The following is a 26,952-nucleotide window of genomic DNA, read 5'->3' on the forward strand; positions in this document are numbered from 1 at the left end:
CCGCCGTTTTTGGAGTTCCGGCGGAGCGCCGTATCAGCTCTGCACGCCCTCGACGAGCCAGTCCATCTTCAGCAGGTCGGCGTCGCTGATGGTTTCGCCCGCGGCGATCCGCACCGCACCCTTCTGGTCCTTCACCGGGCCGGCGAAGGGCTGTAGCGTCCCGGCGGCGATCGCGTCGCGGACGGCATCGGCCTGCTTGCGGATTTCTTCCGGCAGGGAGGGGTTGTAGGGCGCCATCCTGATCAGCCCTTCCTTGAGGCCCCACCAAGTGTCGTCCGACTTCCACGCCCCGTCCAGCACCAGCTTGACGCGCTCCTTGTAGTAGGGCGCCCAGTCGTAGACAATGGCGGTGAGGTGCGCGCGCGGCGCGAAGCGCGACATGTCGCTCGCCTGCCCGAAGGCGTAGGCGCCGCGTGCCTCGGCCACCTGCATGGCGGCGGGGCTGTCGACATGCTGGGCGATGACGTCGGCGCCGCCGTCGATCAGCGCCTTGGCGGCATCGGCTTCCTTGCCGGGATCATACCACGAGTTCAGCCAGATCACCTTCACGGTGAGATCCGGCCGCACCTTGCGCGCGGCGAGCAGGAAGGCGTTGATGCCCATGATCACTTCCGGAATCGGGAACGACGCGACATAGCCGACCGAGCCGGTCTTCGACACGAGCCCGGCGATGGTGCCGAGCACCGCCCGCCCCTCATAGAAGCGGCCGTTGTAGATGCCGACGTTGTCGGCGCGCATGTAGCCGGTGGCGTGCTCGAACACGACCTTGGGGAACTGGCGCGCCACGCGGATCGTCGGCTGCATGAAGCCGAAGGAGGTCGAGAAGATCAGGCCGTTGCCCGCCGTCGCGAGCTGGCGGATGACGCGCTCGGAATCCGGACCTTCGTTGACGTTCTCGACGAAGGTGACCTTGACGCGGTCGCCGAACTCCGCCTCGACCGCCTTGCGGCCGAGATCGTGCGAGTAGCTGTAGCCGTGGTCGCCGATGGGGCCGACGTAGACGAAGCCGACCTTGAGCGGATCGGCGGCGAGGCCCGTCCGGGTTCCGGCCAGCATGGCCGCCGTTGCACCGGCACCGACGATCAGCGAGCGCCGGGAAAGGGGGAGCGAGGTGATTTCCGACATCTGGTTTCCTTCGGGAAGCGTAAACCGATCGCGCTGATGCATATAGGTTTTCGCGTCTGCTTTGAACGGCAAAATGTGCGGTGACCGCAATTTGTGCGCCGCCCGCGGCACCGCTGCCTCAGCGCGATGCGCGGAACGGCTTGCCGAGGTCCGCCGGTGCGCGCGAGCCCGTCCCGCCTGCCTGCGACCGGGCCGAAATGACGGTAAGCACGAGGACGGTGGCGACATACGGCAGCATCGAGAACATTTCCGAGGGCAGCCCCCACGCGCCTTGCGCGTGGAGCTGCACGATGCCGACGCCGCCGAACAGATAGGCGCCGACGAGCGCGCGCCACGGCCTCCACGCCGAGAACACCACGAGCGCCAGCGCGATCCAGCCGCGCCCGGCTGTCATGCCCTCCATCCACATCGGCGTGTAGGACAGCGACAGGAAGGCGCCCGCGAGCCCGGCCATGGCGCCGCCGAAGAGGCTCGCCGCGTAGCGGATGGCGATGACCGGGTGGCCCAGCGCGTGCGCGGCTTGCGCCGACTCCCCCACGGCCCGCAGCTTCAGCCCGGCATGGGTGCGGTTCAGGAACCACCACGTCGCGGCGACGGCAGCGACCGAGAAATAGACGAGCCCGTCATGCCTGAACAGCAGCGGGCCGGCGACGGGAAGGTCCGAAAGGCCGGCGATGTCGAGCTTCGGCAGCGCCGGAACCGGCTGGCCGACGTAAGGCGCGCCGACCAGCGCCGACAGGCCTATGCCGAAGATCGTCAGCGCAAGCCCGGAAGCCACCTGGTTGGCGGAAAGCGAGAGCGTGAGGACGGCGAAGACGAGCGCCATCAGCATCCCGGCCAGCGCCGCCGCCAGCAGGCCCGCGAGGTGGGAGCCGGTGAGCAGCGCCGCCGCGAAACCGGCCATCGCCCCCATCAGCATCATGCCCTCGATGCCGAGATTGAGCACGCCCGAGCGCTCCACCACGAGTTCGCCGGTCGCCGCGAGCAGCAGCGGCGTCGCGGCGCTGATGGCCGCCGCCATGACGGGGATGAGAAAGTCGATCATGGTTGCGCCGCCCGCGGGGAACGCGCGCCGGTGAGCCGGATGCGGAAGCGCAGCAGGCCGTCGGTCGCCAGCAGATAGAACAGCAGCATGCCCTGGAACACGCCTGTCGCCGCCTGCGGCAGGCCGGCGGTGATCTGCGCGTTCTCGCCGCCGATGTAGGTCAGGGCCATCAGCGCCGCCGCCGCGACGATGCCGGGCGGGCTGAGGCGGCCGAGGAAGGCCACGATGATGGCCGTGAAGCCATAGCCGGGCGTGAGCACCGGCACAAGCTGCCCTATGGGCCCGGCGGCCTCGAACGCGCCGGCAAGGCCGGCGGCGCCGCCGCCCACCAGGAAGGACAGCCACACCGTGCGTCGTGTGCTGAAGCCCGCGAAGCGCGCTGCCTGCGGCGCGTCGCCGACGACCGCGATCTCGAAGCCCGTCACCGTCCGCGCCATCACGAACCACGCCGCGAGCGCCGCCAGCAGCGCCACGAGCGCCCCGGCATGCAGCCGCGTGCCCTCGATCAGCACGGGCAGCAGCGCCGCTTCCGAGAACAGCCGCGTCTGCGGGTAGTTGAAGCCGTCCGGGTCTTTCCAGGGCCCGAAGACGAGCATCTGCAGGATCAGCGAGGCGACGTAGGTCAGCATCAGGCTGGTGAGGATTTCGTTGACGCCGAAGCGAGTCTTGAGAAAGGCCGGGATTGCGGCCCATGCCATGCCGCCGGCGACAGAGGCCGCCAGCATCAACGGCAGTATCCACCAGCCAGCCTCGTTCCAGAACGCCAGCGCCACACCGCCCGCCGCGATGGCGCCGATGATGAGCTGCCCCTCCGCGCCGATGTTCCAGACATTGGCGCGGAAGCCGATGGCGAGCCCCGTGGCGATCAGTGCCAGCGGCGCGCCTTTCACGCCGAGTTCCGTCAAGCTCTGGAAGGTCGTGAGCGGCGCGAGCATGAACTGGTAGAGCGTCTCCACGGGATCGAGCCCCAGCGCCAGAAACAGCACGAAGCCCGAGGCAACCGTGAGCGCCACCGCCAGAAGCGGCGCCACGATCCCGAACCACGGGCTTTCGGGCCGGCGCACGAGTTCAAGCCGCATCGCGCGTTTCTCCCTCCGCGCCGCCCATCAGCAGGCCGATCTCGTCCACCGTCACCTGCGCGGTTTGCAGCGTGCGCGACAGCCGCCCGCCGCTGATGACGGCGATGCGGTCGGTCAGCGACAGCAGTTCGTCGAGGTCCTGCGAGATCACCACGATGGCGGCCCCTTCCCGCGCCAGGTCGGCGAGCGCGATATGGATCGCTGCGGCGGCTCCGGCGTCGACGCCCCAGGTGGGCTGTGCCACAACGAGCACGGCGGGCTTCTGCAGCAGCTCCCGCCCCACCACGAACTTCTGCAGGTTGCCGCCGGACAGGCTGGATGCCGGCACGTCGACACCGAAGGTGCGCACGTCGAAGGCGGAGACGATCCGCTGCGCGAACCGCCGCGCCGCATCGCGCCGGATAACACCCGCGCGCGTGAGCCCCATATGATGGCGGGCCGAGAGCAGCGTGTTGGCGGCGAGGCTCATGCCCGGCACGGCCGCATGGCCATTGCGCTCCTCCGGCAGGGTATAAAGGCCGGCGAGGCGGCGTGCCTGCGGCCCCCTGTCGGCGACCGGCGCACCGTCGACGGCGATCGCGGCGGCGGCGGACGTCCGCCACTCGCCGGACAATGCCTCCATCAGCTCACCCTGTCCGTTGCCCGCCACACCGGCGATGCCAAAGATTTCGCCCGGCCCGACGGAAAAGCGGATGTCCCGCAGCGCCACGCCGAACGCCCGTTCCGCCGGCCGGTCAAGACCGTTGACGGACAGGCGCGCGGGCTTCTCCGGCGCGCGGTCGGACGGCATGCGTTTCGTGACGCGCAACTCGTTGCCGATCATCATCTCCGCCATGGAACGGGCGGTCTCGACAGCGGGGTTGCAATTCGCCACCACGCGCCCGGCGCGCAGGATGGTGGCGCGCTGGCAGAGCGCGCGGATTTCGTCCAGCTTGTGGCTGATGTAGAGAATGGAGCAGCCTTCCGCCGCGAGCCGACGCAGGGTGGCGAACAGCACCTCCGCCTCCTGCGGGGTAAGGACGGACGTCGGCTCGTCCATCACCAGCAGCCGCGGGTTCTGCAGCAGGCAGCGCACGATCTCGACACGCTGGCGCTCGCCCATCGAGAGCGTGCCGACCGCACGGCCGGGTTCGAGCGGCAGGCCGTAGCTCGCGGACACGGAGGCGATGCGTGCCGCGAGCGCGCGCCGGTCTCCGGCGGCGTCGAGGCCGAGCGCGATGTTTTCCGCCACCGTGAAGGCATCGAACAGCGAGAAATGCTGGAACACCATGCCGATGCCGAGCCGGCGCGCGGCGTGCGGGTCCGTCGGGGCGACGGTCTCCCCGTTCCAGCGAATCACCCCGGCGTCCGGCCGCAGCAGGCCGTAGATGATCTTCACCAGCGTGCTCTTGCCCGCGCCGTTCTCTCCCACGAGCGCGTGTATCTCGCCGGGGGCGACGGAGAAGGATATGTCGTCGTTCGCCACCACCGCGCCGAACCGCTTCGTTATTCCGGCGAGGGCGAGACGGGGAGGAACAGCGGACATGAGAACGGGCGATCCCTGAAAATGCAACCAGAACAAAGGACGGCCCATCGCCGTCGATGCGCCCGCGCCGCTCCTTCGCAGAAGAAATCCGCCCCCTCGGCATCGTCACGAATGACGGCCATCGACGACGTTTTCTTCACCGGAAAGTGTGACGCGGATGCTCCCTTAACATGAAATTCAAACAAAGCGGAGTCGCGATTGGCGGCCCCTTCGCGCGGCGCGGGAAAATCGAGAGAGCCGGCGCCGGGGTCACCCGGTTTCCGCGAGGCTCGTCAACAGCCCCGCGCTTGAGCCTTGCGCTCGTCCGGGCATTGTGACAAAAACCTGTCGTATTACCCGGCGAAGGGGCGGCGCGCGCCGCCGTTTCCGGATATCCTTCGCCTCGCGCCATCGGAACACCGGGAACGGCGCCCGGCGCGGGCCAGTAGCTCAATGGTTAGAGCCGACCGCTCATAACGGTCTGGTTGGGGGTTCGAGTCCCTCCTGGCCCACCAATTCATTTCAACATCTTGCAATAATGTATCGCGAAAATGTTCCGGGCCGCCCGTTTCCGTCCTTGACGGGAGGCGCGCGCCGCCGATGATCGGAAGCGACCGGGAGGAATCGTTATGGCGATGCAGATGAACGGGAAAACGCAATTCCACCTCTGGTACTGGTTGGCGGCTTTCGTCGTGCTGATGGTGTTCCAGTATTTCTTCGCCACGGCCACGCAGGTCGCCGAAATCCCCTACAGCCAGTTCGAGACCTATCTCTCCGAGGGCAAGATAGCCGAGGTCGCGGTTTCGGACCGCTTCATCCAGGGCCAGTTCAAGGAGCCAGTCGACGGCCGGCCGATGTTCGTCACGACGCGCGTCGAGCCCGATTTCGCGCAGGCGCTGCAGGCGCACGGCGTCGTCGTCACGGGCCGGATCGAGAGCACCTTCCTGCGCGATCTCCTGTCGTGGATCGTCCCCGTCCTGCTGCTCGTCGCCGTGTGGATGTTCGTGCTGCGGCGCATGGGGGCGGGCGACGTCGGCGGCGGGTTGATGCAGATCGGCAAGTCGAAAGCGCGCATCTACGTCCAGTCCAACACCGGCGTCACCTTCGCCGATGTCGCGGGCGTCGACGAGGCCAAGGACGAACTCAAGGAGATCGTCGACTTCCTCAAGGACCCGAAAGGCTATGGCCGGCTCGGCGGGCGCATGCCGAAAGGCATCCTGCTCGTCGGCCCGCCCGGCACCGGCAAGACGCTGCTCGCGCGTGCCGTCGCCGGCGAGGCGGGCGTGCCGTTCTTTTCCATCTCCGGTTCGGAATTCGTCGAGATGTTCGTCGGCGTGGGCGCGGCGCGCGTGCGCGACCTGTTCGAGCAGGCGCGCGCGAGGGCGCCGGCCATCATCTTCATCGATGAACTCGACGCCCTCGGCCGCGCGCGCGGCATCGGCCCGCTGTCGGGCGGCAACGACGAGAAGGAGCAGACGCTGAACCAGCTTCTGGTCGAACTCGACGGCTTCGACCCCTCTGCGGGGCTCGTGCTGCTGGCGGCGACCAACCGGCCGGAAATCCTCGACCCGGCGCTGCTGCGCGCCGGTCGTTTCGATCGCCAGGTGCTCGTCGACAGGCCGGACAAGATCGGCCGCATCCAGATCCTCAACGTCCATCTGAAGAAGGCGAAGCTCGCCACCGATGTGTCGCCCGAGCAGATCGCGGCCCTGACGCCCGGCTTCACCGGCGCGGACCTTGCCAACCTCGTCAACGAGGCGGCGCTGCTCGCCACCCGCCGCAAGGCCGACGCCGTGACGATGGAGGACTTCAACAACGCCATCGAGCGCATCGTCGCCGGGCTGGAGAAGCGCAACCGCCTGCTGAACCCGAAGGAGCGCGAGATCGTCGCTTATCACGAGATGGGCCACGCGCTCGTCGCCATGGCGCTGCCCGGCTCCGACACGGTTCACAAGGTCTCGATCATACCGCGCGGCGTCGGCGCGCTGGGCTACACGATCCAGCGGCCCACGGAAGACCGCTTCCTGATGACGCTCGACGAGCTGGAGAACAAGATGGCGGTGCTGCTCGGCGGGCGCGCCGCCGAGTGGATCATCTTCCACCACCTGTCGACCGGCGCGGCGGACGACCTCGTCAAGGTCACGGACATCGCCCGCGCCATCGTGACCCGCTACGGCATGACGGAAAAGCTCGGCCATGTCGCGCTGGAGAAGGACAGGCGCTCGCTGATGGCGACCGACCAGCCCTACTATGGCCCGCCGGAGCGCACCTACTCCGACGAGACGGCGACCTCCATCGACGAGGAGGTGCGCCGCATCGTGGACGAGATGTTCGCGCGCGCGGTCGCGCTGCTCACCCGGCGGCGCGACGTGCTGGAACGCTCCGCCCGCATGCTGCTGGACAAGGAGACGCTGGTCGAGGACGATCTGCGGAACTTCGCGGCACAGGCCGGCCCGCAACCGGCCGCCCCGGCGCAGGAACAGCCGCAGGGCCATCCGGCCGGCGCATGACGGCACCAGCCGGACAGGTCGGCCGGGATCCGTGCCCTTACCCGGGGAAGAAGTCGTCGAAGACGGACAGGGGCCGCACGCCGAGCATCGTGCTCTCCTGATCCGTATCATGTCCCCAAGTGCTTGAGCCGGAAGTGTTCGAGCCGGATACCGCCGCGGTAGCCTTGCCGCGTGCCGGCCCGTCGATGAGGCCGCCGTCGCGCTGCACCGTGTTCGTTTCCGTCTCGACGGCGGTTGCCGCCGCCACGCTGGCGAATGTCGACGGGGCGGTGCCGAGGGAGGCGATAATGCTGCTGATATCGGAGAGGTTGCCGGCGGTCAGCGCGGGCAGGTTCTCGAAAACAGCGTCGCAGTTCTTGTCAAAGGCCACCTCGCCGGCAGGCGTCTTGATGCTGAAGACTTCCGTGTGCGCGCCGTCCGTCACCTTCCAGGAATTGCCGCCGACATTGGTGAGCGTCGCTCCGCTGCTGAAGCCGGAGAGCACGATACGGTCGCCGACCCCGACGCCGTTGCCGACGAAGTCCTCGATGATATCGCCCGCGATCTCGCCCTTGCGCAGGATGAACACGTCGTTGCCCTCGCCGCCCCAGAGCCGGTCGACGCCCGCGCCGCCGTCGAGGATGTCGTCGCCGGCACCGCCGCGCAGGATGTTCTTGCCGCTGCCGCCGCCGATGAAGTTCGCGAGGGCGTTGCCGGTGCCGTCGATGTCGCCGCCCTGCAGCAGCAGGTTCTCGACATGCGCGCCCAGCGTGTAGCTCCGGTTGGAAACCACCGTGTCGATGCCGCTGTTCGCGTTTTCGATCACCACATCGCCGGAATGGTCGACGATGTAGGTGTCGTTGCCGGCGCCCCCCTCCAGCGTGTCGGCGCCGGCACCGCCGTCGAGGACGTTGTTGCCCGTGTTGCCGACCAGATGGTTGGTGCCGCTGTTGCCGGTGGCGTTGAGGTTGGCCGTGCCCTTCAGCACGAGCTTTTCCACCTGCGTGGGCAGCACGTAGCTCACGGATGAGTAGACCGTGTCGTAGCCTTCGCCGGTCTTCTCGACGACGACGTCCCCGGCGTTGTCGACATCGTAGACGTCGTCGCCCGCGCCGCCTTCCATCCTGTCTGCCCCGGTTCCGCCGATCAGCGTGTCGTTGCCCGCGCCGCCCTGCAGCGTGTCGTCACCGGCCTTGCCGTCCAGGATGTCGTTGCCGCCGTTCCCCTTCAGGAGGTTGGCGCTGTCGTTGCCGGTGATGGTGTTGTCGAGGTCGTTGCCGTTGCCGTTGAAGCTGCCGGCACCGATGATCAGGTTCTCGACATTCGCCGTCAGCGTATACACGCCCGCCAGGTGCGAGATCACCGTGTCGATGCCCTTGTTGGGAAGCTCGGTCACCACGTCACCCGAGTGGTTGACGACGTAAACGTCGTTGCCGCCGAGTCCCGCGAAGCTGTCGGCGCCCGAGGTGCCCGGCAGGAAGTCGTCGCCTTCGGTCGCACTGGTCGCGGGAATGTAGTAGTCCCCGGCCGTCATGTTCGTGATCGTGTTGCCGGAGACCGACGTATGCGACGGGCTGGCGATGGTCGAGTTCGAGATTTCCTCGCGGATGCCATACCGGGTGGCGCCGTTCGAGGTGATGACGTTGTCGATGATCCGCGTATTGGTCGACCGGTAGATGTTGCCGGTATGGCCCGGTTCGGTGTCGTCGCGCACGCGGATGTTGATGGCGTCGTAGGCGCCGGGCGTCTCGACGCCGTTGTTGTGGATGATGTTGTTCTCGATCAGCGTATCGGTCGAGCCTTCCACGCGCACGCCGGCGCGGGCGTTGTCGTGAATGTTGACGCCGGTCACCGTGACGTCGTCGGAGAGCTTGATCAGGACGCCTTCGCGGGAGTTGCCGTAGTATTCCCCGCCCTGGATCGTGATGTTGGTCGGCCAGACGATGTCGGGGGCGCCGTCGAAGACATCGCCGCGCTGGATGACGATGCCGGTGCCGCCCGTCGCGCCGAGACCGTTGCCGTACGAGATGTTGTTCAGGAACAGCACATCGTTGGAGCTGGTGGTGGCGTTGAAGCCGTGGCGGTCGTTGCCGTAGGAGATGTTGTTCTCGTAGAGGCCGCCCTCGACATAGTCGGCGACGAAGCCGTCGAGGTGGTTGCCGTGCGACACCGAGTTCCGGACAATGAGATTGTAGGTGATCTCGTGCGGATTGATGCCATAGGCGGTGCAGTTCATCGCCTCGACGCTGTCGATCACGATATTCTGGTGCACGCGCCCGTCGGCGTTCGTCTTCACGCCGGTGATGATGCCGGCCTGATGGCCCAGATTGTTGGCGCGGTTGCCGTCAATGGTCAGATTCTTGATCAGGATGTTCTCCGCGCTCTCGTTGACCGGGGTGCGCAGAATGCCGTTGATGCGGTCGTTGAAATTGTCCGCGAGCTTGAGCACGGTCTCGCCCATGCCCGCGCCGACCAGACTCACGTTCGACCGCACCTCCACCGCGCCGGCGGAGGGGTTGGAATGGTCGCCGCTCACGATGTAGATGCCCGCGGGAATGATGACCGTGCCGCCGCCGGCGGCATGGGCCGCGTCGATGGCCGCCTGAATGGCTGCGCTGTCATCGGTTACGCCGTCGCCTTTGGCGCCGAAATCAAGAACATTGTACTCCATGGAACGTCTCCGCGCTAGAGCAGATGCCGGAAGGTGCTTTCCGGAAAGGATTGTGCTTGCTCAAATGGACCGACCGGGATGGACATTCAGCGAAAAGTCATCCCGGTCCTCTATCAAGCCCTGTGCGGGCGTCTGGGGTCGTAAACCGCTGCAGCGCGCGTATTTGCCGGTGACAGAAATTGCCGCGCACGTTTTTTAACGGCGAATTCTAGGCAAATGATCGCGTGCGCATAATAATCTATGTTTAGGAACAGCCAGTCGGGGGCACTTTATTTACGCCCTTCGGTCTCCGCATCGGTCACGGCTGCGCGCCCGATGACGGTGTCGGCCTCAGCCCGCGACATGCCGCCGAACCGGGCGGCGGCCAATGCCGCGGGCGCGTTTCCCTGTGCGGCGGCGAGCGACAGATAGGCGCGGGCGAGTTCGGTGTCGCCCTCCGTCCGCGCGCCCGTCAGCAGCAGCATGCCCAGCCTGTATTGAGCGACGGCGTCGCCGTCCCGCGCCGCGAGCGTGAGGAAGCGCTGCGCCTTCTGCTGTGCGCCCTCCTCTGCCCCCGCCCTGAAGGCATAGATTTCGCCCAGGCTGACGCGCGCCGGGTTGGAGCCCGCGAGCGCCTTTTCCTCCAGGAATTGCAGGATCGTGCCGTCCCCCGCCACATCGTTCTGCCCGCCGCCCGAAAGCTTCGACAGCGCCTCGATACCGCGCCGGTCGCCCGTCCCGGCCGCCTTGAGGAGCAGGTCGATGGCTTCGAGGCGGTCGTGCGTGTCCGGCTGTGCGAGAAGATGCCGGGCGAGGACGATGCTGGCGTCCGTGTCGCCGCGCGCGATGAGGGGCTGCAGCCAGCGGCGCAGCGTCTTGCCCTCTTCAGGGTCGCCGGGGGCGGCGAGGCCGGCATGCAGGCCGGCGGCGGCCACCGTGGCGGATGTGCCGAGCACGGCGGCGCGGCCGAGCCATTGCCTCGCCGCTTCCGGTTCTTCCCGGCCGGGGGACAGGAGCGCGCGGGCGATCTTCAGCATCTCCCTGGCCCGCTCCTCGCGCGGGAGGCCGGCGAGCAGGCGCAGCGCCCTGTCCGTGTCGCGCCGCACCCCCCAGCCCAGCGCGTAGGCGACGGCCGCGCCTTTCACGGACTTGACGTTACCCGCTTGCGCCCCGCGCGCATACCATTGCGGCGCCTCGCCGGGGTTCGCCTCGCCGCCGATGCCGTGCTGCAACAGAATGGCATAGGCGGTCGCCGAGGCGCTGGAGCCGTTCAGCGCCTCGCGGCGCAACAGCGGCCGCAACTGGGCCGCGCCCTTGAATGGCTGCGGCCCGCGCGCGGCGATCAGCTTGGCGGCGGCCCGGAGCGCCTCGCGGTCGCCGTCGAGGGCGGCGCTCACAAGACTGTCGAAACGCGGCGCGGCAGCGGCGGGGGTTGCGGCGACGGCGAGCAGCGCCGCCGCGAAGAAGGCGGCGCGGACCTTATCGGATATAGCCATTGTCGTGCGCCCTCTTCTGCCATCGCATCGCGGACTGCCGGTCTGCCTTGACGCCGAAGCCGAGATCGAGCGCCAGTCCATACTGGTACATCGCTTCCGGATCGCCCGCCTCCGCCGCCCGGCGCGTCCAGCGAGTAGCCTCGTCCGCCGAGACCCGGCCGCCGTTGAGCCCGGCCGCGTAAAGCCGGGCGAGGGATTTCATGGCCGTGACATCGCCCGTTTCCGCCGCCTGCGTCAGCAGGGCGACACCCTCTTGCCCCCGCTCCGGCTGCAGCGTGAGAAGCAGCGTGCCATAGGCGTTGAGCGCGGAGGGAACGCCGTTGCCCGCTGCCTCACGGAGCGCGGCAAGCGCCGTTTCCGATGCATCGGACGCATCCCGCCCCGCGAGCACCACGAGACCGCGCACGGCGGCCGGCTGGCCGGCCAGCGCGCCGAGGCGGTACCATTTCGCCGCTTCCGCGCCATGTTGGTTCGCATGGAGATCGCCGAGCAGCGTCGCCGCCTTCGGGTGCCCGGCCGCAGCCGCGCGCTCGAACAGGCGGATGGCACGGGCCGTGTCGGGAGCGCCGGTGGCGGCGCCCGAGGCGTAGAGTTCGCCGAGGCCGAAGAGTTGCCTGGGCCGCTCGGCGGCGATCCGCTCGGCCTGCCGCAGCAGTGCTTCGGCACGTGCCGCGCCGCCATCCGGGAACCGCGCGTAGAGGCCTGCGGCGAGCGCCAGCGCGCGGGGATCGCAGACGATGCGCTGTCCCACACCGGCGAGCACGCGCCGCACCGCCGCCTCGTCGTCGGGCAGGGCCGCGAGCGCATCCGCCTCGCCGCGTTCGGCGGCGCGCAGCAGCCATTCTCCGGCCGGCACGCCTGTCTTGTCCGCGACGCCCTCGCCCAGACGGTAGAGCGCCAGCATGGCCTCGCCGTTGCCTGCGCCTGCTGCGGCGGCGAGGCGGCCGATCGCCTGCGCACGCGCGGCGTCGTCGACAGGCGTGTGCGCGAGCAGGCGTTTCGCCAGCCGCAGGTCGACGTCGCCGTTGCCGCTTTCCGCCACCGTCGCCAGCAGTCTGTCGCCATCGCCGGGCTTCGACGGCAGCCGCGCGGCGAAATAGGCATCGGCCAGCGCCAGCCGGCCGGGGACCACGCCGTCGCCGGGGGCGGCGGCGCGTGCGGCAAACCGCACGGCCTCCTCCTCCTGCGCGACACCACCGTCGATCAGCACTGCCAGTTCGACCATGGCGCGGCGGTCGCCAAGCGCGGCGGCCTTGTCGAGCCAGCCGCGCGCCGCCGCGCCGTCTCCGGCGTCGGCGGCGGAGCGGGCAAGGCGGCGCAGGGCGGCGGCGTTGCCCGCGTCCGCGGCGCGTGCCAGCAGGGAAGCTGCCTCCTCCGGCGAAGCCGCGCCGGGCACGCAGCGCCCGATTTCTGAGAGCGTGTAAAGCGCCGCCGGTTGTCCGGCCCCGGCCGCGCGGGTGAGGCGCGCGGCGGCTTCCCGCAGGTCGAGGCCCTGGTCGAGCAGATAATCCGCATAGGCGACGTCCGCCTCCGGGGAGCCCATCGCCCCGAGGCGTTCGTAGATCGCCCCGGCGCGAGCCTCATCGGCCGTCACGCCCCGTCCGGTGCGGTAGGCGAAGGCCTGCGCCGAGAGCGCTTCCACGGCCGGCGAGGGCGCGGCGGCCGCATTGTCGAGACTGGCGGCCAGCGCCACGGGATCGGCCTTGCCGGTGAAGTCACCGCGATGGTAGCGCACCGCCAGCAGCAGCGCGTCCGGTTCCTGAGCGAGCACGGCGCGGGAGAGAAGTTGCTGCGCCGACGGGGTGTCCCGCCCCGCCGCGAGATGGAGGCGCGCGGCGGCCGTCATGGCGCGCACGGAGCCCTGCCGGGCCGCGAGTTCCCAGAGTTCGAGCGCCTTCGCCGTATCCTTCGGCAAGCCGCGTCCCGTTTCGTGGAGGCTGGCGAGCCTTGCCGCCGCGTCGGCGTCGCCAACGCCGGCACCGACCTCGTACCACCTCGCCGCCGCCGCCGCGCCCGCGTCGCCCTCCACGCCGAGGAGGAAGTCGCCGACGTCGGTGAGCACCGAGCAGTCGCCGCCAGCCAGCGCCGTTTGCACGCCGATGACGGCGAGCGTGAGGAAATGCCGGGCGGCGTTGTCGAAGGGCTGCGCGGCTCCGGGCGTTGCGTACAGCGCGGCGAGCTGGAGCGCGGCGGCGGGGTCGCCCTGGCTCGCGGCGATGCCGAGATAGCGCGCCGCCGCATCGGGATCGGGCGCCGGCAGCGCGCCGGTGCGGTAGAGCCTGCCGAGCGTGAGCGCCGCGCCTGTCCGCAGCGCGGCCGATGCTTCCTGCAGCAGCGTCTCCGCGCGCTTCAGGTCTACCGGGCCGGCCGCCGGATCGGTGAGCGAGAGCGCCAGTTGCCGCTTGGCCTCCGGCGTTGCCGCCGTCGAGCGGGCCGCGAGATGGTCGAGCATGCGCCGCGCGAGCGCCCTGTCGCGCGCCACGTCGGCGCCGCCCGCCGCGTAGCGGCCGGCGTCCGCCAGCATGCGCTCCGGCGGGACCGTGGTGTCCCGGCCGTCCCACTTCGTCCAGTCCACGGCTGGCGGCTGCGGGCGCGGAATCTTGCGGCAGACCTTGGCGTAGTCGCGTTTCGGCGGCGTGCGCAGAAAGGCCTGCGCGCTGGCCGTCGTCTCCCGCGGCTCGGCCTGCTGGGCGCGTGGCGCCGGCACTCCGGCGAACAGGGCCGCGCCGGCCGCCGCCAGCACGAGAAGGCGTATCCCGCCTCCGGAGAAAGGCGCTGTGGCGTTCATCTCGATCCTCCCGATGCGGCCGCCGCTTTCGACGCCTGCTGCTGTTCGTCAGCGGCGGGCGCGAGCGTCTTCAGCATGCGCGCGGCACGCTGGTTGCCCGCGCCGGCGGCCTGTTCGAGCCACCGCGCCGCCTCCGTGTCGTTCTGCCCGACGCCGGCGCCCTTCAGATAGGCCGTGCCGATCTGGAAGGCGGCATCGGCGTGGCCACGTTCGGCGGCGCGGCGCAGCCATGCCGCCACCCGCGCGCCGACGGCCTTGTCCGTCCCGCTGCCGGCGGCACGCGACAGGTCGTCGACCGCCGCCAGGTTGCCTGCGTCGGCCGCGCGCGTCAGCCACTTCTGGCCCTCTGCCCGCGACGTCCGGATGCCGTGGCCGTTGACGAGCAGATGGCCGAATGCCGCCATGGCGTCCCGGTCGCCGTTCGCCGCCGCCTCGGACAGATGGACCGCGGCCCGATCCGGATCGAGCGGGCCGCCGAGGCCCGCGAGGTAGCCGAGGCCAAGCGCGGTGCGTGCCTGCACGGAGCCGCGATCTGCCTGCGCCTCCAGCATCGCGGCGGGATCGGCCCCGGCATCGGCCTGCGTCGGCGCGGCGGCGAGCCACTCCGCCTCCAGCAGCGTTGCGCCGGGCCGGTCGTATGCGCCCTCCGCGCGGACGGCGGCGACGATCTCCGCGCCCCGCGCCGTGTCCCGCGTGACGCCCCGGCCGTTGAAATAGGCGCGCGCCAGCAGCAGCCGTGCCGGAACGTCGTGCGGTTCGTCGGCGAGGATGGCGTCGAGCAGGCCGACTGCTTCGGCGTGGCGCGCGGCGAACGTGCCGGAGGACAGCAACGCGGAAGCGAGCGCCAGCCGGGCGGGCCGGGAGCCAGCAGCCGCCTCCCGCTCCAGCAGCGCCAGCCCTTCCCGGCGCTCGGGTCCCGCCGTGTCGCCGCGCGTCAGCACCAGACCGTAGAGTGCCTGCGCCTCGGGATCGGGCCCTGCGGCGAGCGCCTGCGCGAGCACCCGCCGGGCTTCGGCAAGGTCGCCGTCGCGGCCTGTAGCGGCCAGCGTTCTGGCGAGCGCGACGAAATCCGCCGGCCGCTTCGCGGTCTCCCGCGCCCGCGCCAGCAGGCGTGGCTCGGCCGGGCCCGATTTCAGCGCCCGGGCGACGAGCGCCAGCGCGGCGCGCATGTCGCCCTCATCGAGCTTTTTCAGGTAGAAGCGTTCGGCCGCCGCGCGCCCGGCGGGATCGCTGTCGCGCATGCGCAAGGCGGCCAGTTCCCATGACGCCGCGTCGACGCCGGCGGCAGCGGCCGTCTCGTACCAGCGTCTGGCGAACAACGGGCTGCGATTCGGGAGGCTGCCATGGGCATACATGCGCGCGATGCGCAGCATCGCCTCGCCGATGCCGTTGTCGGCGGCAGCGAACAGCCGCTCGACCGCCTCCCCCGTCCCCACCGCTTCGCCCAGGCGGCCGTCGAGCGACAGCGCGGCCAGCGCGAGGCCGGCGCGCGGGTCCGTGGCTTCCGCCCGGCGCAAGGCGTCCGCGAGCGCACCGGCGACATCCGCCGGCAGCACCTGTCGCGCGGCGCGCAGCCACGCATCGAGGGCCAGCCCGGCGCTGACGTTGCCGGTCAGCGCCGCGTCGCGCAGCAGGGGCAGCAGCACGGGCGCGACCTGCGGCGCGGCTTCCCTGTCCAGCGCGCGGCCGGCGAGTTTCGTCAGCGCCTCGGGATCGGCGGCGATCGGCTCCAGCGCCCGCCCTATGCGTGCCTGACGTTCCGCCGTATCGCCCCGGAAGGCGAGCGCGGCGGCGAGGTCGAGCGTGTGCAGTTCGAGCCCCGCGCGGCTGTTGCCCGCCTCTGCGGCGCGCGCCAGCCACAGGCGTTTCTCGTCCGTCTGCGCCGTGCGGCCGAGGGCGAGCGCGGCATCGACGCTGCCGGCGTCCGCCGCCTTCCGCAGCATGTCCAGTGCCCGCGCCGGATCGGTAGCGACGTTCTCGCCGCGCTGCAGATGCCCGGCGTAGCGAACCATGGCCGGCAAGCTGCCGGCCTCCGCCGCGCGGTGCAGCCAGTCCAGCGCCGCAATCGGATCGGCGGGGACGAGCCTGCCCTCGCGATGGATGTTGGCGAGTGCCAGCATGGCGCGCGGCGAGCCGGCCTCCGCCCGCGCCCGCAGGGGCGGCAGCGCCGCCTTCTCGCCGCTTTCCGCAAGGTCGGTCAGCGCCCCGACGCTGCCCATCACCGCCGCCGATTCCAGCAGCTGGCGCGCTTCGCCCGGATCGTGCCCCGCACCCTGACCGGCGGCGAGCGCCAGCACGTGGGCGGCCTCGCCGTTGCCCTGAAACATGAGCCTGCGCAGCAGTCCCTCAAGCTCGCGGAAGCCCGGCCCCGACGCGGCCAGCCGCAGCCGCGCCAGCGCGACCGCCGTTTCGGCGGTGCGGTCGCCGCGCGCGAAGGCGGCGCCGTAGGCCGCCTTCGCGGCCTCGCGGTCCGGGCGGCGCAGCGGGTTGTCCGGTCCGGTCATCAGCCCCGCGAGCAGCATCGCGCCCAGCTGGCGCCTGTCGGCGGCCGCATTGCTCGCCGACAGGCGTTCCACGGTCTGCCGCTCGGCGGCATAACGCTCCGCAAGCGCCGCATCGCCGGCAATGGCCACGCCGTGCGGCAGGGCGAGTATCAGGCTCAGGATGAAAAGGCAGGCGCGGATCATGGTCGCCCCCAGAAGCAGGTGGCGTTGCCGCCGATGAACTCGTCGACGAGCGGCCGCTCGCGGGCGATGCGGCGCTCGAACAGGCCGCGCAGCCGCGCGGTGGACAGGTCCTCGTCGGCCCCGTCCATATCCGCAGGATTTACGTCCGCGCGGTTCACGACGGCCTCCAGCCAGGCCATGTAGTGGCGGCCATGGCCGCGCCTCGTGAGAAAGCCGAGATCCGGCTTGAGATAGTCGTTCTCCGGCCCGGGGATGTAGTTTTCGGCGCTGTAGGCGACCACCGTCAGCGGCGCGGACAGGCCGTTCAGCAGCCCCCCTGCGAGCGCCGCGAAGCCGCGCCCTTCGGCGGAGGCGCTTTCATAGAGGTTCAGGCCCCGCCCGCGCGCGGCTTCAGCGATGACCGTGAGGCTGGAGAGAGTCTGGCGCTGATACCACAGCGCCCGCGCACCCCTGCGCGCCTCAAGCGGCAGCGTGCCGTCGGCGCGGGCATCGTCGAGGGTGGCCGCGTAGCGCACGATGCCCTTGTCCAGGAGTTGCCGGTCGTCGATGATCGCGCCCCATGCCGCCAGCACGCTGTCGGCGAGGATGCGGTGGTTGTTGCGGTCGACCTCGCCGTCGAACAGCCTGTCGACGCGCCTCACCAGCGGATCGAGCCATCCGCGCAGCAGATCCGCGTCCGCCGCATCGAGCGAGGGCAGCAGGATCGCATAGGCGACGGTCAGCGGCAGGAGCTGGCGCTTCAACGAATAGTAGGCGTCGTGGACGGTCTGCGTGTCGTTGAAGGCGCCGCTGGCTGCCCATTTGCGCATCAAATCCCGCAGCATGGCCGTGGCGCGGGCGTCGCCGGCGAGCGAACGGCCGGACAGCACCATCACCGCCCACGAAAAATCTTCCGCCGACCGGTCGCTGCCATAGCCCTCCGTCGCGGAAAGCCCGGCGACCGGCTGCAGCGTGGGCCAGCCGGTATCGACCGGAATGGCGAGGCAGAACCGGCGGAACTCCGCGAATTTCGGCGTCTTCAGCTCGGCCGACCTTGCCGCCACGTCGAACAGGCCGTTCCAGCGCGCCTGTTGGGCGGCGCCCGCGCCGGGAAACAGGAGCAGGCCGGCAATCAGAAGCAGGATCCTAGCCATCGCGCGATCCTTTCGCGGTGCTCGCGTCCGTGCAGGCTGGCACCGGCTCCTCCGCCTGCGGCCATGCACCGAAGCGGCAGGTGGCGGAGGGGCGCGGCGGCTGGCAGACGCGGCTGACGAGCATGTCCGACCTGTCGCCGATCTGGAGCAGGAAGGGCGTGAGCGGCAACAGGTCGCCCGTGAAGATGCGTCCACGCTGGCCCTCGAACCGGTTGCCGTCGAGGATCAGTTCGGAAACGTCGGTGACATCGATGGCGCTGCGGTTGGCGATGAAGGCATTGCCCGTGAGCGCCGCCGTCGACACCGGCTGGACGTCGCCCGCCTCGCTGTCGCCGTCCGGCACGGAGCGCGGGGCCGCGGCATAGATGCGCGCGCCACTGTCCTTGTTGTCGGCGATGCGGTTGTCGTAGAGGCCGACGAAGCTGCTGTTGCGCACCCGCACGCCGGCCCGGCGGTTGCCGGAGATGTCGTTCGCCACCGCGAGGTTGCAGCCGCTCTCATAGATGGCGAGGCCGTCGCCCGCGTTGCGCAGCGCCGAATTCGCCACGATGACGTTGTCCCTGCTGGCGCGTTCGAGCACGATTCCGGACCCTGCGTTGGCGAGGGCGACGTTGCCGACGACGAGCGTGTCGCGCACATCGCGGGACACGAAAATACCGTGCTTTTCCTGCGTGCCGTGGGCGGTGTTGAAGGCCAGCAGCATGCCGCGAGAACCGTCGTGGGGGTTGACGCCGTAGGCGGCGCTGTCGCGGAACTCGTTGCCGACGACGTCCATGCCCCCGGCCTCGCGGCTGTAGAGACCGTAGCGCAGGTTCTCGAAACTGTTGTCGACGATCCGGCCGGTGGATGCGGCCGGGCCGCCCGCGAACGACAGCCCGGCCGTCCTGCCCTGATCGTAGCCCAGCATCGCGAGGCGGCTGCCGGCGATGCGGATGTCGCCGCCGCCCCATGCCGTGATGTAGGGGCGGAAACGGGCGCGGTTGTCGCCCGTCGCGGCGATGGGCTCACCGGTCGCCTCGTCGTGGCTGGCGATCTCCGCATCCTGCACGATGAGCCGGCCCGCGACCGCGATGAAGGCGCCCGCGTCGGCGCTGAGGCGGTACCGGGCGAATTCCGCGCCCGACATGACCAGCGTCGCGCCGGGCAGCACGACCACCGGCGCGCGGACCAGCACGCGGTCGCCGGTGATGCGCAGCATGTCGCGGGCACTCGCTTCCGGCAGATCGCGTGCGATCTGCCCCAGCGTGAGCGTGCCGGATTCGACCGCGAGATAAAAGGGCCAGGCGGTATTCGCCGGCGCGTCGGCCTGCTGCCCGCCGATGCCCCCGAGGGCGTCGGGGTCGAGCGGGCTGAAGCGTATGCTGGCGGCGCGGGCGCTGCCGCCGCCCGGATAGGGCACGGCCGCGCGCTGGCTCGCAGCGTTCAGCGCGGCGATGTCGGGCATGCGGATGTCATGGGCGATCGCCGTGACAGGCGCCGGCGCCCGCACCACATGCCCGCCGGACACGAAGCGGATGTCGCGCGGCCGGTAGGCGCGGGAGGCGGCCTTGAGCGGCTCGGCCGGCGTCTTGTCCAGCCAGCCGAAGCGGTCGAGCGCGCCGGCGCGCCGTTCCGCCACCTGGCGCATCGCCGCCACGCGCGGGCGATAGGCAAGGGTACGCACCTCGGCGACGAAGCGTTCGAGATCGCCGTCCTTCTCGTGGGCGGCGACGGCCGTCTCGGCGAGGACCGCGTCACGAACGGCAGGGAGCGGCGCGAGCGCGGCCTGCGCGCGTGCTGCATCCAGCGCCCCCTTTCCGAGCAGCCTGCGGGCGATGCGGGCATGCGCCTCGCTGCGGGCCTGACCGTCCGTGACGCCCTGCAATATCGCGTTGGCGCGCGCTTGCTCGCCGACGCCGGCGAAGGCCACGGCGATATCGGCGCGCTCCTGCGGGGCCGGGCTGTCGCCGAGGCTGTCAAGCGCCAGTTCGAGGGCGTGGATCGCGCCGTCCCGGTTTGCCTCGCCGAGCCGCGCGGCGAGTGCCGCGAAGGTGCGGGCACGTGCGGCCGCGTCCGGGATAGCTGCCGCGACCTCCCCCGCCTCGCCGAACCGGCCGGCATTCGCAAGGGCGCGGCCGATGGCCTCGCTGACGCGCACGCGGTCTTCGTCAGTGAAAACGGGATCGAGGAGCGCCGTGGCGCCGCCTATATCGCCCGTCTTCGCGAGGGCACGGGCGATGCCGGCGCGGGCGAAGGAGGCGTCCTGCGGGCGCGTCGCCAGGTCCAGCATCCCGCGGGCCTCACCGATGTCGCCGGCCTCCGCGAGGCGCCGCGCCAGGCGTGAGAAGGCGTAGGAGCGGTCGTCCGCGTTGTCGATGGTCTCCGAGAGCGCCCTCGCCTCGTCGAAGCGCGAGAAGTCGGCGAACGCGACGGCCAGCGCCGCCGCCGCCTTCGTTTCCTGCGCGGGAACGCGCGTTGCCGCGAGCACGCCGAGGCCGGCGTCCCGGTATCCCAGCTCGTTCAGCTTCCGCGCGATGGCGGCGGCCGTGCTGGCGCGCGCTCCCGGGCGCACTGTCAGCGCGGCGATGTCGGCGGCGCGCAGCGGCGCATCCCTGTCGAGCATGAGGCTCACGATGCGCGCGACAGCGTCGTCCTGCGCCTTGTCGCCGTCCATGGATTTCGCCGCCCGCAGCGCCGTTGCCTCGTCGCCCTCGGCGAGCGCGCCGTCGAAGATGCGCTTCAACGCCTCCTGCCTGCGCGGTTCGTTCTGGCTCATGGCCTGCGCGGCGAACAACGCCTCGGCCGGGCGCTTTTCCGCGAGATGCTTCGCCGATGCCGCCGCCAGTTCGCCGTCGTCGGGCGCCGCCCCGGCAGGCTGCAGCCGGGCGCGGGCGATCCGCCGGAAAATGTCGGCCCGCGCGCGCGCGGCGGACATCGCGTCGGTCGCCGCCGTGAGCAGCGCCGCCGGCGGATTCGCTGCGTCAAAGACGAAGACGGCGCCGCCGAGGGCTCCATCGCGGGTCTGCGGCCTGTCGATGCGGCGGGCGTCCTCGATGGCGCGCGCGGCGAGACGCTCCGCCTCGCCGTTCTGCCCGAGCGCGCGCATGCGGCGTGCGAGGGCGGTCCAGCCCGCGGCGCGGTACGCCGGATCTCCGATCGCGAGCAGCACGGCCTTCGTCTCGATCTCCGCATCGAGGGTCTCGTCTGTCTTCGAGACCGCATCGATCAGCGCCTCGACGAAAGCGAGGCGCAGGATGTCGGCGGTCACCGCCTGCGCGGCGAGTGCCGCCGCCGCCCGTGCCGCGCCGGCCGAGTTCGCCTTGTCCGCGAGCGCGGTCAACACGTCGAACGCTTCTATCGCCGGCCGCAGCAGCGCCGCGCGCCGGCGGGGATTCGTCTCCCCGTCGAGCGCCAGCACGCCGTCGCGCACGATCGCCGCCGCCCTGTCGGCCTCGCCGTCCAGCGACGCCGTCGCAGGCGCGGAGAGGACGGCGCCCGCCACGAGCGCCGCTCCGAGGAGACTGCGGTTCAGCCGGCGCCGGCGGGTCAAGATACGTTCCTCCGGGCAGGATAGTGTATCTCTCGCGAGGTGCGGGGCAGGAAGCTGCAGACGAGCAGACTGGCCTCGGCATCGTCGAGATTGGCGAAGGTCAGCGGCTCGGCATTCGGCCACGCGAAGCTCTGGCCGGCGGAAAGCACCGCCTTTCCGGTTCCGGAGCGGATGGCGACGTTGCCCTCCAGCACCAGGATGTGCCGCGCTTCCGCCTCGCCGTCGCCGGCGATGTCGAGCACGCGGCCCGCACCGACCGAAATCCGCGCCACGCTGCCGTAGTCCCCGGTGTCGACGACGCGGGAGCTGCCGCAGGCGCGCACGTCGAGGGCATGGCGGTCGGCGGCGGCGTGGCCTTCCGTCGTCAGCCGCTGGGCGATGAGCTTGACGTCCTGCGACAGCGCGCGGGAGGCGACCAGCACGGCATCCTCGGTCTCGACGACCACGACGTTGGAGAGGCCGACCACGGCGACCACGCGGCGCCCGGCACGGACATACGAGCGGCGCACGCCGGCGAGCATGACCTCGCCCATGACGACGTTCTCGTCCCTGTCCTGCACGCTCGTGCGCCACAGCGCCTCGAAGGAGCCGAGATCGTCCCAGGCGGGCGCGACGGGGATGACGCCGAGCCGGGACGACTTCTCCATCACGGCGTTGTCGATGGAAACCGACTCCGCCCGCGCGAAAGCCTCGCCGAGGCGCACGGCGCCGTTTTCCCGTCCGGCGGTGAGCAGCGCTTCCCGCACGGCGGCGAGCACGGCAGGCGCGTGGATTTCCATCTCGGCCACGATGGTGCTGGCGCGGAACATGAACATGCCGCTGTTCCAGCTATGGCGCCCGTCCTCCACCAGCGCGCGGGCGTGCTCGATGTCCGGCTTCTCGACGAAGGCCTCGACGGGATGCACGGCGCCGATCCGGGTGCTGCCGGAGCGGATGTAGCCGAAGCCGGTTTCCGGCGCCGTGGGCGTGATGCCGAAAAGTACGATGCCGCCGTCGAGCGCGAACGCCAGTCCCGCCTCGACGGCAGAGACGAGCAGGCCGGGCTTGCCGACGCTGTGGTCGCTCGGCGCGACCAGAATGACCGGATCGGCATCCTCCTCCAGCATGACGAGCGCCGCCGCCGCGATGGCCGGCGCGGTGGAGCGGATGGCCGGTTCCACGACGATGCGCGGAGAGCCGGCGCCGAAGTCCAGGCCCTCCAGATCCACCTGCACGCGCTCCTCATGGTCGCGGTTCGTCAGGATCACAGGGCGGCCGAAGGAAGCGCCCGAGAAGCGCTCCAGCGTCTCCTGGAAGAGCGACCTGTCGCCGACCAGCTTCTGGAACTGCTTCGGCTCGAAGCGCCGCGACAGCGGCCAGAGGCGGGTGCCCGAACCGCCGCACAGGATGACGGGCCTGATGGGGATGTTCTTGTTCACACCATGCATCTCACCGACTCCTGTCCGGCAGCGTCGCGGCGACCGACGTGCTCTGCTCCCTGAATGACGCGACGACGCGGCCGATCGTGCTGTCGCTGAAAAGGTCGAAACGTACGGTCACGGGCTGGCCCAGCATGTCGGCCGTCAGCTCGCGCCCGGTGTCGATGACCACGGTGGAAGGGCTGCGCGGCAGCTCCGTCTGGCCGTCGCCCTTGCCCGGCAACCAGAGGATGCCGGCGTTGTCGACACGGCTGCCGTCGGCGAACTCGACCGCCGCGCTGCGCAGGCCGTAAAGGCTCATCAGCCTGTCGTCCGGAACGGTCGCCGTGACGACGATCGGCGCGTCGGCGCGCATCAGCGTGACGACCGTATCGCCAGCGCGGACGAAATCGCCGCCCGCAAGCTTCTGCTCCACCTGTATGCAGTCGCAGGGTGACTGCACCGTGATCGGGTCGCCTTCCGGCGGCGCGATCGTCATCAGCGGCTCGCCGAGCTGTAGCCGGCGGCGGGGATTGAGATAGTCGATGCGGCCGACGGCGGGCGACGCGAGATTGATGATCTTCGCCGCCACGGCGGCGCTCTCGGCACGCACCACGAAGAGCCTGTCGTAGACGTTCGTCCACAGGAAGGCCGCGAGCGCTATGCCGAGCGCCGCCACCGCGCCGGTGGTGACGACACGTCGCCCGATGTTCGTCAGGCGCCCCAGCGGCCCGGGCGTGGGTGGCGGCGGCACGTCGCGTGCACGGACGGTTTCGTTGCGGCGCGCGACGTCGAGCACATCGCCGACCGCGACGACCTCGCCCGCCAGCACCGCGTCGGTGATGTAGCGCAGCAGGCTCGCCTGACGCTCGTCGAGGCCGGTGAAGGCAAGGCTCGCACGCTGCTTCTCCGGGGAAGCGTTGACGACGACCGCGTGGACGCTGAGGCCGAACTGGTAGCCATGGAACGGCAGCGCCAGCGATGCATCCACAACGTCACCGGGAGCGAGGGGGAAATCGCCGGCGATGTCGAAACCCGCCATCGACCATTCCGGCACATCATAGGTGCGCCCCTGGATGACGGCGAACATGGGCAGCCGGTAGCGCGGATGCTGCCGATTCAACTCCGCTTCAAACAATACAGAACCCATGTTTCTGTCTCCATAAGCATAATGGCATTGTAAATTTCACAGAACTGAAAAAGATGTGATGCCCATCAACAAGGAACAGACCACGACAAGCAGAAGAACGCTGACCGCATGATAGAGCTTCGACTCCATCAGCCGGAATCGCGCGAGACGGGTTATCTTCCCCTTGGCGAGTGTTGTTTTCTGGCGCGTCCATTTCTGCTTGTCGAGGCGGAAGAAGACATAAACCTTCATCAGCGAGCCGTATATCTGGTTGAAATACAACAAGATCGGGAAAAATATCGACACGCGCCGCCGCGCCGAAAGCAGAAGCAACGTCAGGACATAGCGGGAGGACAGTATCCATATCGCGTAAACCACGATGGCGAACGGCGATATGAACAAGGTCGCCAGCAGCGCGATCGTCACGCCGATCAGGCACGTCCACATCGACATGCGCTGGTCTAGGATCGCCCACCAGGTGAAGAGGCCGATCCGGCGCGGGCCGAGCGCCAGCGCCCGGCCGTTCGTGCGCAGCATGTTGCCGTACCAGCGCACCATCAACTGCGACGCGGAGTCGATGAAGCTGTCGGAGGGCGGATCTTCCACGGTCTCGACCATGACGTCCGGCAGGTAAAGCATGTAGTAGCCGTTGCGCAGCAGGTAGAACCAGCTCGACTTGTCGTCGCCGGTCAGGAACTTGAAACGGCCGAGACGGTGATGATCGATGTAGTCCAGTTCCACCTGCGCAACGAAGCGCGGGTCGCAGATGATCGAGGCGCGGAACATCGACATGCGCCCCGTGAGCGTCAGCACGCGCCGCGACAGCCCCATCGACGACATCAGGATATGGCGCTGCGCGAAACGCAGGTCGTACCAGTGGACGAACAGGCGTGAGCCGTTGACGCGCGCCATCTCGTCCGTGGTCAGCGCGCCGACCTTCTGATCGTGGAAGAAGGGCGCGCAGCGCGCGACGAGATCAGGCGGCACGATGCTGTCGCCGTCGATCACCGCCACCATGGCGTCGTCGGGCGGCGAAAGCCGGGCGATGGCACGGAAGCCGAAGGCGAGCGCGTCGCGCTTGCCGGTGCCGGCGATGCGCACGATGAGCAGGTCGACGCGGTCCTCCGGCTTCACCATCCTGTGGTAGAGCTGCTTGATCAGCCGCTGGTCCACCATGTCGACGATCGAGGCGACCACGACTGAGGGGCCGGGCGCGTTGAGCGCGGCGAGAAACGCCGCGCGATAGACTTCGATCGTCGTCTCCGTCGGGATGCGGAAGGAGGTCACGAGGAGGTAGGACGGGACGGAGCCCGCCTCGCCCGCTTCCGCCGCCCGCCGCTTCATCGCCGGATACACCCGGAAACGGTAGATGAGGCTGCGGATGAAATGGAGCAGCCCCCAGCCGTAGCGCCACGCCCCGATCGCGCCGATCGCCAGACCGGTCCGCGTATCGATGATGGCGTAGGCTTCGTTCGGCAACGACGTCGCGACCGCCGCAAGCGCGAGCACCGCGAGGACGTGCACCCAGGGCCGTTCCGAGATATCACCAGCAGATGCCATGGTAGTTTCCCTGGGTCCGGCGCGATCCCTCGACCCGCACGAGGTCGATGATTGGCGTCGTCGGCGCGACCTTGCGGATCGATCCGTTCATCTCCGCGCGGTTGCCGACGACGATGACGTCGGATTCGCTGATGACCGTATCGATGTCCTCCTTGAGCAGCCCGGCGAGGTGCGGCAGGCGGGCCTTGATGAAGGAGGCATTGGCGCCGGTCAGGCGCGCCAGACGGATGTTCGGGTCGTAGATGTTCAGTTCGTAGCCACGGCCATAGAGGCGTTCGGCAAGCTCCACCAGCGGGCTTTCGCGCAGGTCGTCCGTGTCCGGCTTGAAGGACAGGCCGACGATGCCGATGCGGCGCTGGCCGCGCTCCACGATCATATTGTAGGCGCGGTTGATCTGCGCCTCGTTGGCGGAGAGCGTGGCCTCCAGCAACGGTGCCGGCGTGCCCTGCCGGCGGGAAAGGCTGATCAGCGCCCGCAAGTCCTTGGGCAGGCAGGAACCGCCGAAGGCGAAGCCGGGCATCAGATAGGCGCGGGAAATATTCAGCCGGTCGTCGCTGCACAGGATGTTGAGCGCGATATGGCTGTCGATGCCGGCCGTGCTGAGGACGTTGCCCATCTCGTTGGAGAAGCTGATCTTCACAGCGTGCCAGGCGTTGTTGGCGTATTTGATGCCTTCCGCCGTGCGGATATCGACGATGAACTTCGGCCGCGCCAGATGCTCGTGAATCTCCTGCAGACGCTCCAGCGTAGTGCCGTCGCGGTAGCCGAAGACGATGACGCCGGGATCGTAGTAATCCTTGATCGCGGTGCTTTCGCGCAGGAATTCCGGCAGGTAGGCGATGCCGAAACCTTCGCCTGCCTTGAGGCCGGAGGCGGCTTCCAACGCCGGCACGACGATCTCGTCCGTGGTGCCTGGCAGGCAGGTCGAACGCACGACGATGGAATGGAACACATTCTTGGTGCGGATCGCGGCGCCGATTTCCTCCGACACGCGCTTCAGATATTCCGTGTTGAGACTGCCATCGGACCGCGAGGGCGTGCCGACGCAGATCAGCGACAGTTCGCTTTCCGCGATGGCGGCGCCGGCATCCGACGTCGCCTTCAGGCGGCCGCTCGTGACGGCCGCCCGGATCAGATCCGGCAGGCCCGGCTCGATGATGGGCGATTCACCCGCCAGCAGTGGTCTGATCTTGTTGGGATCAGGATCGACCGCAACAACGTGATGTCCTTCCTGCGCAAGACAGGCAGCGGATACTGCGCCAACATAGCCAGCGCCAAAGATGCTGATCTTCATGTGCTACCCCCAGAAATAAAAATCTAGGACGATAACTACAAAATAGA

The 26,952-nt window shown here is 69.7% G+C and carries 15 protein-coding genes and 1 tRNA gene; 2 read left to right on the forward strand and 14 right to left on the reverse strand.

Annotation, left to right across the window (positions count from 1 at the left end; all coding sequences use genetic code 11):
• Positions 1 to 33: 33 nt before the first annotated feature.
• The 4 genes from FHS82_RS08375 to FHS82_RS08390 all read right to left on the reverse strand — a co-directional run bounded on the left by FHS82_RS08375 (position 34) and on the right by FHS82_RS08390 (position 4,774).
• Positions 34 to 1,125 (reverse strand): BMP family ABC transporter substrate-binding protein, encoded by a 1,092-nt coding sequence (locus tag FHS82_RS08375; RefSeq protein ID WP_246225192.1) that lies wholly within the window; start codon positions 1,123 to 1,125, stop codon positions 34 to 36.
• A 118-nt stretch (positions 1,126 to 1,243) separates the two neighbouring features.
• On the reverse strand, positions 1,244 to 2,167 hold the full coding sequence (locus FHS82_RS08380) for an ABC transporter permease (protein ID WP_377700222.1): 924 nt from the start codon (positions 2,165 to 2,167) through the stop codon (positions 1,244 to 1,246).
• Complete coding sequence (locus FHS82_RS08385; RefSeq protein ID WP_166950869.1) at positions 2,167 to 3,249, reverse strand: ABC transporter permease; 1,083 nt, start codon at positions 3,247 to 3,249, stop codon at positions 2,167 to 2,169. The genes FHS82_RS08380 and FHS82_RS08385 overlap by 1 nt, the downstream gene beginning before the upstream one ends.
• On the reverse strand, positions 3,239 to 4,774 hold the full coding sequence (locus FHS82_RS08390; protein WP_166950872.1) for an ABC transporter ATP-binding protein: 1,536 nt from the start codon (positions 4,772 to 4,774) through the stop codon (positions 3,239 to 3,241). Before FHS82_RS08390 ends, FHS82_RS08385 begins: the two co-directional genes overlap by 11 nt.
• A gap of 418 nt (positions 4,775 to 5,192) precedes the next feature.
• Between FHS82_RS08390 and FHS82_RS08395 the strand changes: the two genes are divergently transcribed.
• Positions 5,193 to 5,268: transfer RNA gene (locus FHS82_RS08395), tRNA-Ile, on the forward strand.
• A gap of 120 nt (positions 5,269 to 5,388) precedes the next feature.
• Positions 5,389 to 7,263, forward strand: a complete 1,875-nt coding sequence (ftsH, locus tag FHS82_RS08400; RefSeq protein ID WP_208394169.1) for an ATP-dependent zinc metalloprotease FtsH — start codon at positions 5,389 to 5,391, stop codon at positions 7,261 to 7,263.
• Positions 7,264 to 7,300: 37 nt separating this feature from the next.
• Here ftsH and FHS82_RS08405 read toward each other — a convergent pair whose 3' ends face one another.
• The 10 genes from FHS82_RS08405 to FHS82_RS08450 form a co-directional block, all read right to left on the reverse strand.
• Positions 7,301 to 9,913, reverse strand: coding sequence for a glycosyl hydrolase family 28-related protein (locus tag FHS82_RS08405; RefSeq protein ID WP_166950875.1), 2,613 nt, complete (start codon positions 9,911 to 9,913; stop codon positions 7,301 to 7,303).
• A 269-nt stretch (positions 9,914 to 10,182) separates the two neighbouring features.
• Positions 10,183 to 11,388, reverse strand: coding sequence for an SEL1-like repeat protein (locus tag FHS82_RS08410; protein ID WP_166950878.1), 1,206 nt, complete (start codon positions 11,386 to 11,388; stop codon positions 10,183 to 10,185).
• A complete protein-coding gene (locus FHS82_RS08415; RefSeq protein WP_166950881.1) occupies positions 11,372 to 14,176 on the reverse strand; it encodes a tetratricopeptide repeat protein in 2,805 nt (934 codons plus the stop codon). Before FHS82_RS08415 ends, FHS82_RS08410 begins: the two co-directional genes overlap by 17 nt.
• Positions 14,173 to 16,863 (reverse strand): tetratricopeptide repeat protein, encoded by a 2,691-nt coding sequence (locus tag FHS82_RS08420; protein ID WP_166950884.1) that lies wholly within the window; start codon positions 16,861 to 16,863, stop codon positions 14,173 to 14,175. The genes FHS82_RS08415 and FHS82_RS08420 overlap by 4 nt, the downstream gene beginning before the upstream one ends.
• A complete protein-coding gene (locus tag FHS82_RS08425; RefSeq protein WP_166950887.1) occupies positions 16,860 to 17,996 on the reverse strand; it encodes an alginate lyase family protein in 1,137 nt (378 codons plus the stop codon). Before FHS82_RS08425 ends, FHS82_RS08420 begins: the two co-directional genes overlap by 4 nt.
• Complete coding sequence (locus tag FHS82_RS08430; protein WP_166950890.1) at positions 17,989 to 21,525, reverse strand: right-handed parallel beta-helix repeat-containing protein; 3,537 nt, start codon at positions 21,523 to 21,525, stop codon at positions 17,989 to 17,991. The genes FHS82_RS08425 and FHS82_RS08430 overlap by 8 nt, the downstream gene beginning before the upstream one ends.
• Positions 21,522 to 22,952, reverse strand: a complete 1,431-nt coding sequence (locus tag FHS82_RS08435; RefSeq protein WP_166950893.1) for a mannose-1-phosphate guanylyltransferase/mannose-6-phosphate isomerase — start codon at positions 22,950 to 22,952, stop codon at positions 21,522 to 21,524. Before FHS82_RS08435 ends, FHS82_RS08430 begins: the two co-directional genes overlap by 4 nt.
• 1 nt (position 22,953) lies before the next feature.
• Positions 22,954 to 24,072, reverse strand: a complete 1,119-nt coding sequence (locus tag FHS82_RS08440; protein WP_166950896.1) for a PilZ domain-containing protein — start codon at positions 24,070 to 24,072, stop codon at positions 22,954 to 22,956.
• Positions 24,073 to 24,108: 36 nt separating this feature from the next.
• Complete coding sequence (locus FHS82_RS08445; protein WP_166950899.1) at positions 24,109 to 25,611, reverse strand: glycosyltransferase; 1,503 nt, start codon at positions 25,609 to 25,611, stop codon at positions 24,109 to 24,111.
• Positions 25,595 to 26,905, reverse strand: coding sequence for a nucleotide sugar dehydrogenase (locus FHS82_RS08450; RefSeq protein ID WP_166950903.1), 1,311 nt, complete (start codon positions 26,903 to 26,905; stop codon positions 25,595 to 25,597). Before FHS82_RS08450 ends, FHS82_RS08445 begins: the two co-directional genes overlap by 17 nt.
• Positions 26,906 to 26,952 lie beyond the last annotated feature (47 nt).

Origin of the sequence: Pseudochelatococcus lubricantis (assembly GCF_011762225.1) — a bacterium.
GTDB lineage: Bacteria > Pseudomonadota > Alphaproteobacteria > Rhizobiales > Beijerinckiaceae > Pseudochelatococcus > Pseudochelatococcus lubricantis.

Bases quoted from the DNA above. Each gene is read 5' to 3' on its own strand.
- FHS82_RS08415 (WP_166950881.1), bottom strand. From the start codon at position 14,176: ATGAACGCCACAGCGCCTTTCTCCGGAGGCGGGATACGCCTTCTCGTG.
- FHS82_RS08435 (WP_166950893.1), bottom strand. From the start codon at position 22,952: ATGCATGGTGTGAACAAGAACATCCCCATCAGGCCCGTCATCCTGTGC.
- ftsH (WP_208394169.1), top strand. From the start codon at position 5,389: ATGCAGATGAACGGGAAAACGCAATTCCACCTCTGGTACTGGTTGGCG.
- FHS82_RS08405 (WP_166950875.1), bottom strand. From the start codon at position 9,913: ATGGAGTACAATGTTCTTGATTTCGGCGCCAAAGGCGACGGCGTAACC.
- FHS82_RS08450 (WP_166950903.1), bottom strand. From the start codon at position 26,905: ATGAAGATCAGCATCTTTGGCGCTGGCTATGTTGGCGCAGTATCCGCT.
- FHS82_RS08410 (WP_166950878.1), bottom strand. From the start codon at position 11,388: ATGGCTATATCCGATAAGGTCCGCGCCGCCTTCTTCGCGGCGGCGCTG.
- FHS82_RS08385 (WP_166950869.1), bottom strand. From the start codon at position 3,249: ATGCGGCTTGAACTCGTGCGCCGGCCCGAAAGCCCGTGGTTCGGGATC.
- FHS82_RS08445 (WP_166950899.1), bottom strand. From the start codon at position 25,611: ATGGCATCTGCTGGTGATATCTCGGAACGGCCCTGGGTGCACGTCCTC.
- FHS82_RS08425 (WP_166950887.1), bottom strand. From the start codon at position 17,996: ATGGCTAGGATCCTGCTTCTGATTGCCGGCCTGCTCCTGTTTCCCGGC.
- FHS82_RS08440 (WP_166950896.1), bottom strand. From the start codon at position 24,072: ATGGGTTCTGTATTGTTTGAAGCGGAGTTGAATCGGCAGCATCCGCGC.
- FHS82_RS08420 (WP_166950884.1), bottom strand. From the start codon at position 16,863: ATGATCCGCGCCTGCCTTTTCATCCTGAGCCTGATACTCGCCCTGCCG.
- FHS82_RS08375 (WP_246225192.1), bottom strand. From the start codon at position 1,125: ATGTCGGAAATCACCTCGCTCCCCCTTTCCCGGCGCTCGCTGATCGTC.
- FHS82_RS08390 (WP_166950872.1), bottom strand. From the start codon at position 4,774: ATGTCCGCTGTTCCTCCCCGTCTCGCCCTCGCCGGAATAACGAAGCGG.